This is a genomic window from Clostridium folliculivorans, from assembly GCF_024341905.1.
In the GTDB taxonomy this organism is placed as follows: Bacteria; Bacillota; Clostridia; order Clostridiales; family Clostridiaceae; genus Clostridium_AR; species Clostridium_AR folliculivorans.
The window spans coordinates 150078-167195 of record NZ_BQXY01000006.1 but is presented as its reverse complement, the minus strand read 5'-3'; the positions used below and the strand labels follow the sequence as shown (position 1 = coordinate 167195).

Genomic DNA, 17118 nt, shown 5'->3' with positions numbered 1-17118 from the left:
TATAGATAAGGTGAACTTAAACCTGTATTATTTTACTTCTTCTACTGCTATTTCTTGTTCTTGAGCGTAAGCTTCTTTATCTGCTTTTCTAAAGAAAGGATACCAAACTGCCATTTCTAAAACAACAAGTAACACTTGAAGAACAGCTATCTTCCAGCTTCCTTCCATAAGTCCACTGAATACTATTGGCATACCAGTCATTGGAGCCATTCCAGCTACTCTTGGAACTATACCTATAGCAGTCAAGGCATAAGCAATAGTTATATTGATTGCATTCATAAATACAAATGGTACCACAAATCTTACATTGAATACTAATGGTGTACCGAAAACTAATGGTTCACTTATACCAAAAAGTGATGGTAATGTTGCTAATTTACCTAAGGTTTTGTATTGCTTACTCTTTGCGAATAATAACATAAGTAAGGCAAACCCAATTGCACTTGCACTCATAGTATAAGTACTAACAAATGCACGTCCTGTTATATTTGGAAGTGCTTGGCCTGCTGAATAAGCAGTTAATTGTGCCGCATCCATTGCTGCAAATATTGGAGCAACTACTGAGTAAATAACCAAGGTTCCATGTATACCAAAGAACCATAACACTTGAGCAAATGTCCATAAAAGTATAACTGATACTATGTTTCCACCAACACCTTGAAGCGGAGTTTGAATAAAAGCATATATAAATGCATGCATAGTCTTATACGGAGTTGCTGCAAAAATTCCTGAGATAGCTAAGAACAATATTACAACTGCGAATCCTGGTATTAAACTACTAAAACTACTAGATACTACTGGTGGTACACTAGCTGGCATCTTGATAGTCCAACCTTTTTGTTTAACAATAATATATAGTCTTGTTGCTACTAAACTTATGATCATTGCTGAGAATATTCCCTTTGCGCCTAGCCAATCCATTGGTATTGACGTAATAGTAGCATTGTTTACTTTAGTTACAGAAAGTGGTGTCACCACAAAGAAACACACCGCTGCTAATAAAGATGGTAAAATTGGATCTTCTTTATACTGTTTTGCATAACTACCTGCAATAGTAATTAAAAACACCACTGCTAAAAAGTTAGTTGAAAATTGAATAGATGTATTTAAAACCGCAGCTATTCCTGAGCTAGCAATAAAGCTTTTATATGCAGGAATTTGTAGATTTAAGAATAGTGAAGCAAATGCACCTAAAAGTGTCACTGGCATTGCTACCATCATTCCCCCAGTGATTCCGTTTGCCAATTTACTTTTTTGAATTTTATTTAATGTCGGAGCAAGTTTTTTATTAATAGCTTTTGAATCTAATTTAGACATTATTAATCCCCCTTTAGTATTTAACCTTTGATATGTTTCTTTATATAATTAACCTAATAATGCAAGTGCATCATTTAATACGTTTTCACCATTTAAAGTACCGTAGTCCATCATATCTATTACTGCAACCTTTATTCCCTTAGGTTCGTATTTTTCTCTTATTTCGTCTTCTAAGTAAGCTATTTGAGGTCCTAAAAGTAAAACTTCTGTTGGTTCTTCATATTCTTCAAACTTAGACTCTGACATAGCTATTATCTTTGCTTCAATTCCTTTTTTCTTTGCACTCTCTTGCATCTTAGCCATTAAAATACTTGTTGACATTCCTGCTGCACAAACTAATGTAATATATTTCATAATTTCTTCCTCCTAAAACTTCTATTATTTTGTTTTGAATCTATTTTTAAACAAGCTTGTTTTGTTAACTAATACATATTAATAGTTTTATTTTCTAAACTCTTCATACATTGAAATCATTTCTTGTGCTAAATCACGTACAGTGATTGCATTCATTAAGTGGTCCTGTGCGTGAATCATAAGTAAGCTTATTTCAACCTTGTCACCAGCTGATTCACCTTGTATTAAGCTAGTTTGGAAGTTGTGAGCTTTATTTAATGCTTCATTTGCTTCCTTTATTTTATCCTTCGCAGCCTGAAGCTCACCTTTTTTAGCTAGCTTTATCGCATGCATTGCTTTACTTCTTGCATCACCGCCATTTACTATAAGTTCCATAACTATTTGTTCTTTATCTACTGTTTCCATTGCTTCACCTTCTAATCAACATTTTTTTATTTGCCTTACGCCTATATATAAAGCAAGACCCGTGCCAAAGCAGAAATCATAATTATTTATTTAAATTTCACTTTATAAGTGCCTGTTTATCAACATTTGAAGGCAAAATAAAAAAGCTTTCAAAAAGTATTAATGTGCTTTACTTTTCGAAAACTTTTCAAAGCACATTGCTGATGTGCTTTATTTTACCCTATTTTTCATAGTAAATAGGTTCATAAGGTAACAGATCTCATCTTCAGAAATAAGAATTGTATATTTGGTGTTAAGCAATGCACATTCACTTTTTATTAATCTATACAATTCTAAGTTTTCTCTTATATAGCTTTCTTTATTTCTATAAGTTTCAATAACTTCATTTCCACTTAATCTATCTACCATTACTGCCATATGAAGAGTTATTCCTATCAGTGCATTTGAGGTAAGCTTTATATTCATTGCCTTTGTAACATTTCTGCAAAATCTTTTTATATCCTTAACAATAGCTTTTCCATCAATATTCCTCAATTGATGTTCCAAAGTTTCTTCCATCTTTATATAAACTTTTTCTCTATCTATTAAATCTTGAATATTTTCTGAGGCATTGCCAGCTATAATATGATCTAATTTAAACTGTATGTAATCAGCCTCAAGATCAAAAGGACTAATTATGCATAATATCTCATATTTATTTGATAGTTTTTCTAATCTATCATATATATTTTCTTTCCCTATAAAATTCACAGGAACTATATCAAGCAGACTACTTTCAAACTTAAGGGTTCTCTCAAGTATTCCTTTCATAGCTTTAGCGCTGCCTTCTCCTGTAGTACAAATTGTTACTATAGCAAGCCTCTTTTCTTCACTAGTCTCCGGTATGTAATCAAGTGAATTATTATCATATAAATTATTGACTTCTAAAGTCTCTCTATATATGTCATCTAAAGAATAACCGAGCATTGCTTTTCTAGTAGCTTCAATGCAATGCAGTGTACTAACTAGAGGAATAGTTCTCGTTTTTATCTTAAATTCTTTTTCTATCTCTCTTCCAAAGGTAGCAAGGGATCCCATATCCACTAGAAATAATATTTCTGAATCAATATTATTTTTTCTAATATATTCTTTAATCTTTTCTAAAGTTATTTGAGGCTTTTCATCTATTGGCGCATTTATCCCTCTTGAATAATCTGAGCCTAAAAGTCCATTTACTGCATCAGCCATAGAGGTAGCTGTAGTTTCTCCATGAGCTATAATAATCACCTTTACATTATTATAAGTCTTTTTAAGCGCCTCATTATGATATATTAAAAACATAGTGATAAAGCCAGCTTCATCCACAGGTATTTGTATATCTAGTGATTGTTCAAGTATTTTTAGAACATCTATAGCTATATTAAACTCTCTGCTATGTTGTTTTCTTATGTTATTTAGCTCTAAGTTTTCAATCTTTTTATTCCTTCTTATTCTATCTACTGCATTATTTATGTGAACTGCTAACCCATAGTATATATGCTTATCTAACTTTCTCTTTAATTCTTCTTCACAGAAATTAATTACCTTTTCAACTACCTTCATTATATGAGGTTCTACTATAGTCTCTAGGTTGGCAGTATCTACTTTGTAATTAAATTTGGTAATATACTTTTTAAAGTAATCCTCTATGTTGTTTTCCATTTCTTTTTCGAATTCTGTACCTTTTATTCCTTTTGCTTTAAGGTCTCTAGTCTTCATCTCAAGCATTTCATAGATATTTTCGTCATAACTGTTTTCTTCGAATATCATCTTTTCTTCATCTTTATCAAAGATACAATATCTCTTATTTATGTCAACTAACTTGTTCCACAGTTGTCTATGTTCTATTTCCTTATATAACCCTTCTCTAATGTATGTAGGTAAATCTAAACTACTTATACTGATTTCTTTTTTTCTATTTGATAAAAAATCCGCATAAGCTCTAGCACAAGCAAGTTGAATATCTGATTTAAGCTGTCCTACATTACTCTTACAGTCATAAAATAAAAATGCTTTTATTGAGTTTATAGACACCTTGATACTCCTACCAAGTCTCCCAGACTCTTCTATCATAAACTGCTTTATAAGATTAAATCGCTCTTCTACTCCTCTGTTTCTTAGAGCAGGTATTGTTATTACCATAGGGATTCTTCTTGTAAAGGTCTGAAGCAAAGTAGTATCTGGATTTTCAGTAGTTGCAGCAATTATGAGCACCTTAGCACTTCTTTCACTTTCTGTCTCACCAAGTCTTCTATATACACCTCTATCCATAAAAGTAAAGAACATTTCTTGCCCTTCCGCCGGCAATCTATGTACTTCATCTAAAAACAAAATTCCACCATCTGCTTTTTCTAAAAGTCCAGCTTTATCAAAATCTGCACCTGTATATGCACCCTTTTTCACTCCAAAAAGCTGACCAAGCAGTAACTGAGGATTATTTGCATAGTCTGCACAGTTAAAGGTTATAAAAGGACTTTCTTTAGACCTTACCATCATCTCTGTAGCATATTTATAGATAAGACTTGCAAAAGTTGACTTACCTACACCAGTCTCTCCAAGTAGCAATATGTTCATTCCATTAGGAGGGTACAATATAGCTGCCTTAGCTTGCTCTAAAGCAGTATATAAACTAGGATTAGTTTCTGAAAACTTGTTTATTACTGATATATCAGACACCTTAGCTTCCTCATCCACAGCTATAAATAATGTTGGCTTACCCTTTATCTTAACTGCCTTTCCTTCAGCAACTAATTTATTTAAATCATTACTTACATTTCCTCTCATGAGATCTAATTCTTCAGCAAGCTCTGAAGCAGATACTCCATCGGGCTTTGAAGATTTTATTTCCTTAAGTTTATTAAGAATCAAATCAATTCTTTTCATCTATTAACTCACCTCACTTTACTTTCACTTTACCATTGCCTCATAATACTGCTTCGGTGTAATTCCATACTCATTTTTAAAAGCTCTAAAGAAGTTAGAATAGTCCCCAAAACCGCATTGTTTATAAACATCGATAATTGGAACTTCTTTTAATATTAGCTCCTTAGCCTCTATCAGTTTCTTCTGAACTATATATCTATGAATTGTAGTCCCTGTGTATTTTTTAAACTCTCTAGACAAATGAAACTTGCTGAGATAAAACTGTTCTGCTATTTGGTCAACGGTTATATCTTCTTCTATATGATTATTGATGTACTCAATTATTCCATCAATAAGATTGCTTTTTTTCATATCTACGCTTAGCTCTGCACTTTCATTAAAAGCAAGATTATTTATATGTACCATAAGCTCTGTGATATAAGCTTTATAAAGCAATTCATAGCCTATTCCTTGATAATTTTCTAAATCAACTAATTTATTAAGAATGAACCTAATATTTTTTTGCTGCTCAATATCCGTACTCATCACATTCTTCTTATTAAAACCTTCAAAACAAAGTGAAAGATCTGTTTCATCATTAGAAAGTTTCTTTAAGAAAGCTTTATTTATCCAAAGAACAATTCTTTCATAGTATGCTTCCTCAGAATTTATCACTGCTTGATGCAGCTCTTTTGAGTTAATCAAAACTATATTACCAGGTTCTAATTTATATGATTTTCCTTCAATTAGATAAGTTACATCTCCTGAGATAAAGAAATAAAACTCATAAAAATCATGGTGGTGTATATTTATACTTCTTATATCACTATTCAAATAATGATATATCTCATAATCACTGGATAACATATATTGACGAGTTTGGTACTCATGAGTTCTCTTCTTCACTAAATCCCACCTCTTAATTTATCTTAATATGTACAGTCTCTCACTTCAATTTGTATTTGCAAAATATGCTTAGTTTGAACTTGTATTCATATATTGTTGAAATTAAGTGGTTATGCCTCCAATGCTTTAATGAGACTTCGCAAAGAATTAATATAATTTTGTCATATTCCATGGCTAAAACTGTAAACTCACTTCGTTCGAACAGTACAGTTTTACTTTTTAATAATCAATACTTTTTATAAGGATTTGATATCCTAAATTTAAGAAAATAAAAAGGCTATATGATTAAAAAGTAAAAAGCCAAAATATGTCGCCTGCCAGAATTTCTTCACATACGTTCAGAAAAGGCAGATGCGTAAAAAAATCACTAATGAAGACCGATTATCGATTTTTTAGAGCCATTCCATCTGAAAAAATCATTTAATTCTAATAGCTTGCTCATATAGCATTTCCTGCATAATCACTTAATTTTTATCCGTTAAATAAATCTAACTAAGAATTATATTATTTCATAAGAGCAATTTTTGCAAGTTATATAGCAATAATAACATATTGCATTTAATCTATAAAGGTTATAATAAAGACAAGTTAAATGTATTTGTTTTCAATCGCATTTTAATTATATGTAAAGTTAATTAAAAGTGGAAAAATGAGGTGATTACTTGTTAGATAATGATTTTATGTTAAAAGGAAAAACAGCAAAACTACTTTACAATGATATTGCAAAAAATGCTCCAATATATGACTATCACTGTCACCTATCAGCAAAAGAAATATATGAAGATAAGGTATTCAGTAATATCTCTAAGATTTTTCTTGAATTTGATCACTATAAGTGGAGAGCTATGAGATATGCAGGGGTGCCTGAAGCTTATATAACTGGTGATGCAAATGATTTTGATAAATTTAAAATGTGGGCGAGAACCTGTGAAAGATTAATTGGAAGTCCTTTATACCACTGGACTAATATGGAGCTTAAGAATTTCTTTGGTGTAAATGAAATATTAAAGGAAAGCAATGCTGAAAAGATATATGAATACTGCAATAAGAAGATTTCAGAAGAAACTTTGTCTCCTGTAAAGTTTATAACGAGCTCCAAGGTAAAACTTATCTGTACCACAGATGATCCTACTGATAACTTAGAATATCACAAGCTGCTAAGAGAAAAAGAACTAGACTTTAAGGTACTACCAACCTTCAGACCAGATAAGGCTCTTAATATAACAAAGGATGATTACTTCGATTACTTGAAGGCTTTATCTAAAAGTTCTTCTATAGAAATCTATAACTATCAAAGTTTAATAGCTGCATTAAAAAAGCGTATAGAATACTTTGATAAAGCTGGTTGCAAGCTTTCTGATCATTCTCTTGAAAGCCTGTATTATTTCGACACTGATGAAACCGAGGTAGCCGCAATCTTTAAGAAAAGATTATTTGAAAATAATTTATCCTTTGAAGAGACTGAAAAATTCAGGTGCTTTACTCTTAAAATACTAGCAGAAGAGTATAATAAACATAGTTGGACAATGCAACTTCATTTAGGAGCAATGAGAAATAACAATGAAATAATGTTTAAGAAGCTTGGTCCCGATGCTGGTTTTGATATCATGAATGATTTCAATATAGCACCTCACATATCAAGACTGATAGCTTCAATGGATAAGGACTCTGCTCTTCCTAAAACAATAATATATACCTTAAACCCAAAGGATAACCTTGTACTATCTGCACTTCCTCACTGCTTTGGACAAGATGGAATAAAAGGAAAGGTTCAATTTGGTGCTGCTTGGTGGTTTAACGATCATAAAGAAGGAATTAATGAACACTTAAAAGCTTTGGCAAGTCAAGGCACTTTAGCCTACTTTGTTGGTATGCTTACAGATTCAAGAAGCTTTTTATCCTACGCACGACATGATTATTTTAGAAGAATCTTGTGTACCTTTATAGGAACTCTAGTAGATGATGAAGAATTTGAAAATGATACTGAACTACTAAAAGAAATTATTGAAGGCATCTGCTTTAAAAATATAAAAAACTATTTAAAACTGGAGGATTAATATTATGAAATTATCATTTAGATGGTATGGAGCCGACGATGCTGTTACGCTTCAATATATTAGACAAATTCCAAGCATGTACAGTATTGTAACTGCAATTTACGATGTTCCTGTAGGAGAAAAATGGAGCATGGAAAGCATTCTTAAATTAAAAGCTGATGTAGAAGCTTCTAACTTAAAGTTTGATGTTATAGAAAGTGTTCCAGTTCATGAAGATATAAAACTTGGTCTTCCAAGTAGAGATAGATATATTGAAAACTATAAAGAAAATATAAGAAGCCTTGCAAAAGCTGGAGTTAAGGTAATCTGCTATAATTTCATGCCTGTATTTGACTGGACAAGAACTCAGCTTGATAAGGTTTTAGATGATGGATCAACTGCACTTGTTTACTATAAGGATCAATTAGAAAAAATGGATCCTCTTACTGGTGAACTATCACTTCCAGGTTGGGATTCAAGCTACACAAAAGATCAAATGGCAGACTTATTTGAAAAATACTCAAAGGTTGATGAAGAAGCTTTATGGAGCAACTTAGAATATTTCTTAAAGCAAATCATCCCTGTTGCAGAGCAATGTGATATAAAGATGGCTATTCATCCAGATGATCCTCCATACAATATTTTTGGTCTTCCAAGAATTATAACTAATGAGAAAAACCTAGATAGATTCTTAAAGCTTGTAGACAGCAAATATAATGGACTTACTTTCTGTACAGGTTCTCTTGGATCAGCAAGCTTCAATGATATAGTAAAAATGGTAGATAAATATGCAAGCCAAGGGCGTATCCACTTCATGCATGTTAGAAATGTAAAGCTTCTTGAAGATGGAAGCTTTGAAGAAAGTGCTCACTACTCCCCTTGCGGTTCTTTAGATATAGTTGAAATCATGAAAGTACTTCATAAAAATAATTTTGATGGCTACCTTCGTCCTGACCACGGAAGAATGATCTGGGGTGAAACTGGCAGACCAGGCTATGGTTTATATGACCGTGCCTTAGGCGCTATGTATATAACTGGTATATGGGAAACTCTTGAAAAAACAAGCAAAGGAGATAAATAAGATGAAATTACCTTTTAATATAGATTTAAAAGACAAAGTTGTAGTAATAACTGGTGGAGCTGGAGTACTTGGAAGCTCTTGGACAGATGCCCTTGCTGAATGTGGTGCAAAGGTTGCAATACTTGATTTAAGTTTAGAAAATGCTGAAAAGAAAGCAGCTGAAGTTGTAGCAAATGGAAAAATAGCTATAGGGGTTGAGGCTAATGTACTTAATAAAGCCAGCCTTAAAAAAGCTCATGAAATAGTACTTGAAAAATTTGGTCCTTGTGACATTCTTATAAATGGTGCTGGCGGAAACAATCCAAAAGGCACAACAACAAAGGAATACTTATATGAAGAAGATTTAAAAGAAGGCAATGAAGACCTTATAACCTTCTTCGATCTTGATGAAAATGGAGTAAGATTTGTATTTGATCTAAACTTCCTTGGAACACTTCTTCCAACTCAAGAATTCTCAAAAGATATGATAGGAAGAAAAGGCTGCAGCATAATAAATATTTCATCAATGAATGCCTTTACTCCACTTACAAAAATCCCTGCATATTCAGGTGCAAAAGCTGCTATATCAAACTTTACTCAATGGCTTTCAGTTCATTTTTCAAAGGTTGGCATAAGAGTAAATGCTATAGCACCAGGCTTCTTTGTAACTAAACAAAATGAAGCACTACTTAAGAATCCTGATGGAAGCTACACTGAACGTTCTCACAAGATACTAAACAGTACTCCAATGGGCAGATTTGGAGAAGCTGAAGAGCTTATAGGTGCACTTTTATTCTTAGTAAATGAAGACGCTTCAAGCTTTGTAAATGGTATAGTTATCCCAATAGATGGCGGCTTCTCCGCTTACTCGGGGGTGTAAAATGCAAAGATTAGAAACTATAAAAAAGTTAAGTGAATATGGACTTGTTGCTGTTATAAGAGCTAATTCTAAAGAAGAAGGCATAAAGATTGTTGAAGCGGTTAAAAAAGGCGGAATTAAGGCTTTGGAAATCACTATGACAGTTCCTGGTGCTTTAGATATTATAAAAGAGTTATCTGACATTTATAAAGATGATAAAGAAATCCTTATAGGAGCTGGAACTGTGCTTGATCCTGAAACTGCAAGAGCTTGTATTTTAGCAGGAGCTAAATATATAGTAAGCCCTAGTTTAAATCCTGAAACAGTGAAGCTTTGTAACAGATATAGAATTGCTATAATGACTGGCATCATGACAGTAAAAGAAGCTGTAGAAGCTCTTGAATTAGGTGTTGAGATCCTAAAAGTCTTCCCAGGTAATGCCTTTGGCCCATCTATAATCAGCTCATTCAAAGGACCTCTTCCTCAAGGTAACTTCATGCCAACTGGCGGAGTAAATCTTGACAATGTAAAGGACTGGATTAAAGCCGGTGCTGTTGCAGTTGGTACTGGCAGTGATTTAACTAAAGGCGCAAGTACTGGAAATTATGACTTAGTTACAGAAACTGCAGCTAAATTTGTTGAAGCTGTTAGGACAGCTAGATAGTTTAATACATCCCAAAACTCAAAAGTTATCCACAAATACCAAATATTTACTCACTCTATTTTAATAATAACCCACATTATTTAGATAGAAATCCACATATTAAAGGTGCATAGTTAACTTGAAAGTTAATTATGCACCTTTTTATTTTTACTATCTTTGCTCCTTTATTACTCCCTTCCTATAGGCATCCAGAAGCCACTCCAAATCCTGAATCTGAATTTTCAGCTCCTCCCCAATATCCGTATCTCCAACTCTCTTCCTATCCACTTCCTGTTCTAGCACTATTGTAGTTGAAAGGATATCTTTTTCTTCTTCTATGGCCTTTTGAGTAGATTCAAAAGGTTCATGGGATACCAATAAAAGCCCATAGGAATTATATATTAAGGTATAGCCTGCTATACCTGTCTCAGGCTGATAAGCTCTTGAGAAGCCTCCATCTATAACAAGAAGCTTTCCATTTGCTTTTATTGGACTCTCGCCTTTTTTTATCTTTACAGGTACATGTCCATTAATTATATGAGATACCTTTGGATCTAACCCAAATTCCTCAAAGATCATATTGCAAGCTTTTTCATCATCTTCTTGCTCAAAGTAGTAATTTTTCTTCTCAATATGAGTTTCTTTATCTTCAATAAAATATCTTTCGAAGGTCGTCATCTTATCCTTGCCAAAAAGCGGTGAAGCCTTACCATTCCACAGATACCAGATTATATCTATGCCATAGAGTTTAGCCTCAGGATTATTCTTATAAAAATAGCCTTCTCTAACTAAAATCTCTAACCTATCTAAATAAGCTTTTCCACTGTATTTTTTGCCTGAAGCTCCTACACTAACTTTTCTAAAACTTCCATCTTCACTTAGTGGAATGCATCCATGAAATAACAAATTAGAATTATATTTTAAATACATGCTTCCCTTTGCGAAAAGAAATCTAACATGCTTTTGAAGCTTTTCACTATTTAAAAATGAAGATTTTAGTTTCTCTATAAGCTCTTTTTCTTCTGGAATCAGCTCATATGGATCATTAGGATTTATAGTTGGAAAATGGCAGTCTTTCAATTTATATATTTGTCCATCAAGCTCAATAGTACCTTGCTCATAATTTATTTTATCTAATAGCAATCTATCATCCATTCCGAAGTAAGGACGTCTTTTAATTACTTCTCCTTCTAGCTTAAACTGCATTACTGTTATTGCTTTATGCATCTTAGCTATAAGCTCCACATCTTTTTCACTACAAGCTCTATCATTTTCAAGCTTAGGCTTAAATATTTCGCAATCATCATCTTTATAAAATTCCATAGCAAAGGTAGCTAAAGGCAATAGATTTATTCCATATCCATCTTCTATAGTACTTAAATTGCCATATCTAGCACTGGTTCTAAGGACTGTTGCAATACATGCTTCACTACCTGCTGCTGCCCCCATCCAAACTATATCGTGATTTCCCCACTGAATATCAATACAATGATAATCTATAAGTGTATCCATTATGATATCAGGGCCTGGTCCCCTATCAAATATATCTCCTATAATATGAAGTCTATCTATTACTAGTCTTTGGATCAGCTTAGATAGAGCAACTATAAACTCTTTAGCTCGTCCCACTCTAATTATGGTTTTTACTATTTCTTCGTAGTATTTTTCCTTATCAAGTCTGTCAGGCTGTTCATGTAAAAGCTCTTCTATAATATAAGCAAAATCCTTTGGCAAAGCCTTTCTTACCTTTGAACGGGTATATTTTGAAGATGCATATCTGCACATATCAATAAGCCTATATAAGGTTATCTTATACCAATCCTCTATATTAGACTGATCTTTAAGTTCTAGTTCTATCTTTTGCTCTGGGTAATATATTAGCGTTGCAAGACTTTTCATCTCCTTTTGACTAAGTATATTGCCAAAAACATCATTAATCTTACGTTTTATAACCCCAGAAGCGTTATTCAACACATGAATAAAAGGTTCATACTCTCCATGGATATCAGATAAAAAATGTTCAGTTCCTTTGGGAAGATTTAAAATAGCTTGTAGATTAATTATTTCCGTACAAGCATCAGCTATTGTTGGATAGTTATTAGATAGTAGTTTTAGATATTTAAGTTTATCTTGGAATTCTTGACTAGAGTCTTCTTCAATATAAAGCATTGCATTTCCCCCTAAAATCATTGGCTAATTTTATTCTTATATTAATAGTCATCAAATATTTCCTCAATATACAGAGTATACTATATTTCTATTAGCATAGCAATATAGTGTATTTTTCAGCAAGTAGTATAGCATATATAAAACTTACTGAAGCGACTTTCTTCAGTAAGTTTTTTACCCATCTGCCTTTCCGAATACATATGAGGAAAATCTGGCAGGCGAACAAGTTTTATATCTTACTGTATAGACCTAAAAGACTGCTAAAATCTTTAAACCATTTAGCTTTAACTAGCCTAAAGAGTTTATGTTTTCTTATACAGTAAGAAAGACACCATAAACTTGGTGTCTTCTTCTGTTCGTTTTAGTATCTATAGGCTCTGTAATTTTAAATTCTAGATATACTCTAATATGATCTTGAAATACAAACATGTAGCTATCTTCATTGAACGGAAGATTCTTGCTCTGATTTTTCTACTCAGCAAGAACCTTAACAACTACCTTCTTTACTCTTTCTGAATCATCAATTCTTATAGAAGGCATGTGCCCATCTTGGGGCTTAAATATAATAAACATTCCCTCTTCCACTGTAACAAAGTCTCCATCTGCAGTTCCAAACAAAATATCCTTTTCTGAATCATACTCAGTGGTAACCTTTATATTTTCTGCATTTGTATATCCCATCTTTTCTGATCCATTAATCATGTATTGAATATCTATATAGCTCTTATGAGCCTCCCATAACACTTCTTCTACTGACTTAGTGTCATATTCAGAAACCATGGCATAAATCTCATCATTTTCAATTTGATATTTTCCTGGCTCTAATTCAGCTAAATCTGTACTTTTTAAGTACTCAAGAGCTTTCTTTATTCTTCCCCCAAGTCCATAATACTCTGTTCCATTATCTAATTTATCAATAATCATTTCTATTCACCTCATAAATTATAAAAAGTATGTCTTAATTATAAATGAAACTTAATTTTTAAAACATGCTATTCTTGCTATTAACTTTGCAAAAATTGTCCACTTTGCCTCCGATAATATCGTTTCAGCCATTTAATTCATAGATGAGCACTTTAATTTCCTATAAAATAGATACTCCTCTATATTAATACAAGGACACCAATATCTTTGGTATCCTTGTATTTTTTATTTAATATGAACATTCAATAATAGTTTTTTAATGGTTATCTTGCAGCTCTTCTTCTTTCCAATTCAGCCTGAATTTCTGTAAGAGCTTCTTTAGTCATCGGATATAAGAAGAATATTATTAAAAATACTATAAAGTACGTAACTGCTGGAGTTAGTGTAGCATATTTTCTAATATTAGCTGCTACTTCTGCTGTTTGCTGAGGTGCTTTAGCAACATACCCTGCCATACTAAGGGCTATCCCTCCCATTGCTCCAGCTATTGCTTGGCCAATCTTTCTCATAAATGAAAATACTGAATAAACTGTACCATCTTCTCTTATTTCTGTTCTATATTCTTGGTAATCTATTGTGTCTGTGACAAATGCCCAAATCATAAAATTGAAGTAATTGTATCCCCAGTTTCCAAGAAAGCTTAGTACTACGAATAAGTATGCATTCTTAGTTGGAATAAGGAAAAGTAGAAAATATGATATTGCCGAGAATAATAGAGCTGCAGAAGCTGATTCTTTTTTACCAAATTTCTTTGAAAGAGGTGTAATCATTGGTGCAACTATTAATAAGTTAAGAATAGTAATAAGACCAGATAAAGATAATGCCTTTGTATCTTTGAAATAATCCTTATATAGATAAGTATTCAAACTGTTTGTAAGAAGCATTGCTATAACAAGAACAAGTGATGCACAAACTATTGTAATAAATGGCTTATTTTTCAAGAGTCCTTTTATCGAAACAAGCAAATTTCCTTTTTTCTGCGTTGTTGCAACTACACGTTCTGTTGATAGCATATAGCAAAGTGTGTAACAAATCATCGCAAGTACAGCCATTATAACTGCTACTATAAAGAATCTACTTGAATTCGCTTTGTTACCTACAAAAACCACCATAGGTACAACTGTTGTTATAACCATTGCCGCTAAAGAAGCCCCAATACTTCTAAAAGTTGAAAGAGATGCACGCTCCACTGGATCACTTGAAATAACCGATGCCATTGAACCATATGGTATATTTACTGCACTATATAGTGATCCCCATATAATATAGGTTGCAAATGCATACACAAGATAAAACTGATTTGACATACCAGGTATTTTTATAAACATCATCACACCAAATACTAATAGAATTGGCGCAAAGCGCAAAATCCATGGCTTGAACTTGCCATTTTTAGTTGCTGGTCGTGAATCTATGAATCGTCCTACAGCAACATCCATAAATGCATCCCAAAGTCTTGCAATCATGAACACCATACCTGTAATTGCTGGACTGATGCCAAATACATCTGTGTAAAATACCATTAAGAATGCACTGGCAAAGATGAAAAAGAAATCATTTCCGAAATCTCCAAACATATAGCCAATCTTATCTCTCAGCCCAAAGTTTCTAGTAGAATTTTTCCCCTCAATATTATTAATCATATAAGATTCCCCCTTGTTTTATTTAAATAGCCGCTAATGCAGCCTTAATTGGTGACTTATTCATCGCACCTTTAAAAAACGTTTACAGAAGTTTTAAAAATATTTATATAGTTTGATTTAAATAGTCCTGCTTTTTAATCCGATTTCAAAGTTTTTATTAATTGAATGTTGATTATTAGGCGGCCAATTCTGACCGCCAATATCTAATTATCTTCTAGTTTCCCATTTATCACACCATACATTATCGTTAAATTCTGTTCCTTTAAACTCTGACTCTCCCATTATTTTTTGGATTGTTTGACGAATAACTTCTCTAGTATCTTTATAAGCATTTATATAAGTTTTCATCATAGGAACATCTGTTAAGTGAGTTGTGAAATTTAAAGAAACAAATACAGTAGGTATTTCATGGATGTACCAAGGAATATCAGTTGACATAGGACATTTCCATCTTATACGATAGTTATTTTCAGCTGCGTATCCTACAATATCTGCGAACACTAGCGCAGCGTCGAAGTTTTGAGATAGCTCAGCAGTTTTTCCTTTATCTCTGCTATTGCCATCATTCAAAGCAACCTCAAAACCTGCCCTTTCAAGCTCTTCTATTATTATCTTTTTAGCATCATTTGATCCATGGGTAAGGCCTCCGATTTCACCAAACAGTGTGTGAAGTCTTATTCTCTTATGTGTGCTTGGTTTTATTGGCAACTGACTCCAGGTATCCTTTACTAAAGAAATTCCAAGATCAGCAGCTTCTGCAGCCATATATAAATGTTCCTTACATCCAATAACCACAAGACCTTCTTTAGGCGCTATCAAAGTACCTTCCTTTTGTTTAACATGTAGTTTTAAGGAAGCCTTTAATCCCAAAACTCTTCTTAAAGCATCATGTAGACGCTCATCAGTGATTACGCCATTCTTATAACCCTCTAACATAAAGTTAAAATCTTCTTCTGGGTCGTTAAAGAATAAGAACATATCACAACCAGCAGCAATTGCAGCAGGTACATAATCCTTACGTTTCATAGCCGCTGCCATACCTATCATATGGGATGCATCAGTTGTAACTAACCCATTAAAGCCTAATTTTTCTTTTAATAAACCAGTTATAAGCTCAGGTGATAGGGTTGCTGGTAATATATCTTCGTATTTTAAGTTTGGATTTAATTTATATTGATATTCAGGTAAGGCAATATGTCCAGCCATTATAGTCATTAGTCCTTCATCGATTAGATGCTTATAAACCTTCCCAAAGCTTTTATCCCATTCTTCAACACTAAGCTCATTTACTCCTAGGACTAAATGTTGGTCACGTTCCTCAGTACCATCCCCTGGAAAGTGCTTAGCACAAGAGGCAATATTACTTTGTCTTAAACCCTTTATATATGCGCTTGTATACTTTATAACTGAATCTGGGTTGGTGCCATACGCCCTAGTATTAACAATTGTATTTCTCCAGTTATACAATATATCTGCACAGGGATCAAAGTTCCAATTACATCCTATTGCAGTAGCTTCACGACCGCTGACATATCCTGCATTATATGCTAGTTTTTCATTGCCTGATGCTTCGCATTGTGCTGCTGAAGCAATGTATGTTCCATCACTAACAGCTCCATCCCCACCAGAATCACAATTGCAGGCAACAAGTACTGGTATCTTACTTGATCTTTGAAGGTCTGAAATAAATTCATATACCTTTTCAGAACTTCCTCCAAGGTATCTTGCCCCTCCAATAGGGTACTTGCTAACAAATTCTTTTATTTTTGAAGTATCTAAGCTTAAGAATAAGTTTATAAATAGCTGCCCTATCTTTTCTTCCAATGTCATTCCCTTTATTGTATCTTCCACCCAGGTGATGTCTTCTTCACTCAAATAGTATGGTTTTGCTCTTAAATCTACTAAAGCCATATTTATTTCTC

The 17118-nt window shown here is 33.0% G+C and carries 13 protein-coding genes; 4 read left to right on the top strand and 9 right to left on the bottom strand.

What is annotated here, in order from left to right; translation table 11 throughout:
- Positions 1-27 precede the first annotated feature (27 nt).
- The 5 genes from OCU55_RS17095 to OCU55_RS17075 form a co-directional block, all read right to left on the bottom strand.
- Positions 28-1317 carry a PTS sugar transporter subunit IIC gene (locus OCU55_RS17095; RefSeq protein WP_261853506.1) on the bottom strand — a complete coding sequence of 430 codons (1290 nt, stop codon included), beginning with the start codon at positions 1315-1317 and terminating at the stop codon, positions 28-30.
- A gap of 48 nt (positions 1318-1365) precedes the next feature.
- Positions 1366-1671 carry a PTS sugar transporter subunit IIB gene (locus tag OCU55_RS17090; protein ID WP_183276215.1) on the bottom strand — a complete coding sequence of 102 codons (306 nt, stop codon included), beginning with the start codon at positions 1669-1671 and terminating at the stop codon, positions 1366-1368.
- 87 nt (positions 1672-1758) lie between these two features.
- Positions 1759-2076 (bottom strand): PTS sugar transporter subunit IIA, encoded by a 318-nt coding sequence (locus OCU55_RS17085; protein ID WP_183276214.1) that lies wholly within the window; start codon positions 2074-2076, stop codon positions 1759-1761.
- Between the two features lie 210 nt (positions 2077-2286).
- A complete protein-coding gene (locus tag OCU55_RS17080; protein ID WP_261853505.1) occupies positions 2287-4977 on the bottom strand; it encodes a sigma-54-dependent transcriptional regulator in 2691 nt (896 codons plus the stop codon).
- Positions 4978-5001: 24 nt separating this feature from the next.
- Positions 5002-5862, bottom strand: coding sequence for an AraC family transcriptional regulator (locus OCU55_RS17075; RefSeq protein WP_261853504.1), 861 nt, complete (start codon positions 5860-5862; stop codon positions 5002-5004).
- A 662-nt stretch (positions 5863-6524) separates the two neighbouring features.
- Between OCU55_RS17075 and uxaC the strand changes: the two genes are divergently transcribed.
- The 4 genes from uxaC to OCU55_RS17055 are packed head-to-tail and all read left to right on the top strand — an operon-like array spanning position 6525 to position 10481.
- The gene (gene uxaC, locus OCU55_RS17070) at positions 6525-7919 is read left to right on the top strand and encodes a glucuronate isomerase (protein ID WP_261853503.1); all 1395 of its coding nucleotides are present in this window, start codon (positions 6525-6527) and stop codon (positions 7917-7919) included.
- A gap of 4 nt (positions 7920-7923) precedes the next feature.
- The gene (gene uxuA / locus OCU55_RS17065) at positions 7924-8979 is read left to right on the top strand and encodes a mannonate dehydratase (protein WP_261853502.1); all 1056 of its coding nucleotides are present in this window, start codon (positions 7924-7926) and stop codon (positions 8977-8979) included.
- 1 nt (position 8980) lies between these two features.
- Positions 8981-9838: an SDR family oxidoreductase gene (locus OCU55_RS17060; RefSeq protein WP_261853501.1), complete on the top strand. Its 858-nt coding sequence runs from the start codon at positions 8981-8983 to the stop codon at positions 9836-9838.
- A 1-nt stretch (position 9839) separates the two neighbouring features.
- Positions 9840-10481 (top strand): bifunctional 4-hydroxy-2-oxoglutarate aldolase/2-dehydro-3-deoxy-phosphogluconate aldolase, encoded by a 642-nt coding sequence (locus tag OCU55_RS17055; RefSeq protein WP_261853500.1) that lies wholly within the window; start codon positions 9840-9842, stop codon positions 10479-10481.
- Positions 10482-10631: 150 nt separating this feature from the next.
- On the opposite strand, the gene OCU55_RS17050 is transcribed toward OCU55_RS17055, so the two are convergent.
- The 4 genes from OCU55_RS17050 to OCU55_RS17035 all read right to left on the bottom strand — a co-directional run bounded on the left by OCU55_RS17050 (position 10632) and on the right by OCU55_RS17035 (position 17107).
- Complete coding sequence (locus OCU55_RS17050) at positions 10632-12629, bottom strand: fructose-1,6-bisphosphatase (protein WP_261853499.1); 1998 nt, start codon at positions 12627-12629, stop codon at positions 10632-10634.
- Between the two features lie 471 nt (positions 12630-13100).
- Positions 13101-13553, bottom strand: a complete 453-nt coding sequence (locus tag OCU55_RS17045; RefSeq protein ID WP_261853498.1) for a NanQ anomerase/TabA/YiaL family protein — start codon at positions 13551-13553, stop codon at positions 13101-13103.
- Positions 13554-13816: 263 nt separating this feature from the next.
- Positions 13817-15196, bottom strand: a complete 1380-nt coding sequence (locus tag OCU55_RS17040; protein ID WP_261853497.1) for an MFS transporter — start codon at positions 15194-15196, stop codon at positions 13817-13819.
- Positions 15197-15403: 207 nt separating this feature from the next.
- Positions 15404-17107, bottom strand: coding sequence for a glycoside hydrolase family 3 protein (locus OCU55_RS17035; RefSeq protein ID WP_261853496.1), 1704 nt, complete (start codon positions 17105-17107; stop codon positions 15404-15406).
- Between the last annotated feature and the right edge of the window lie 11 nt (positions 17108-17118).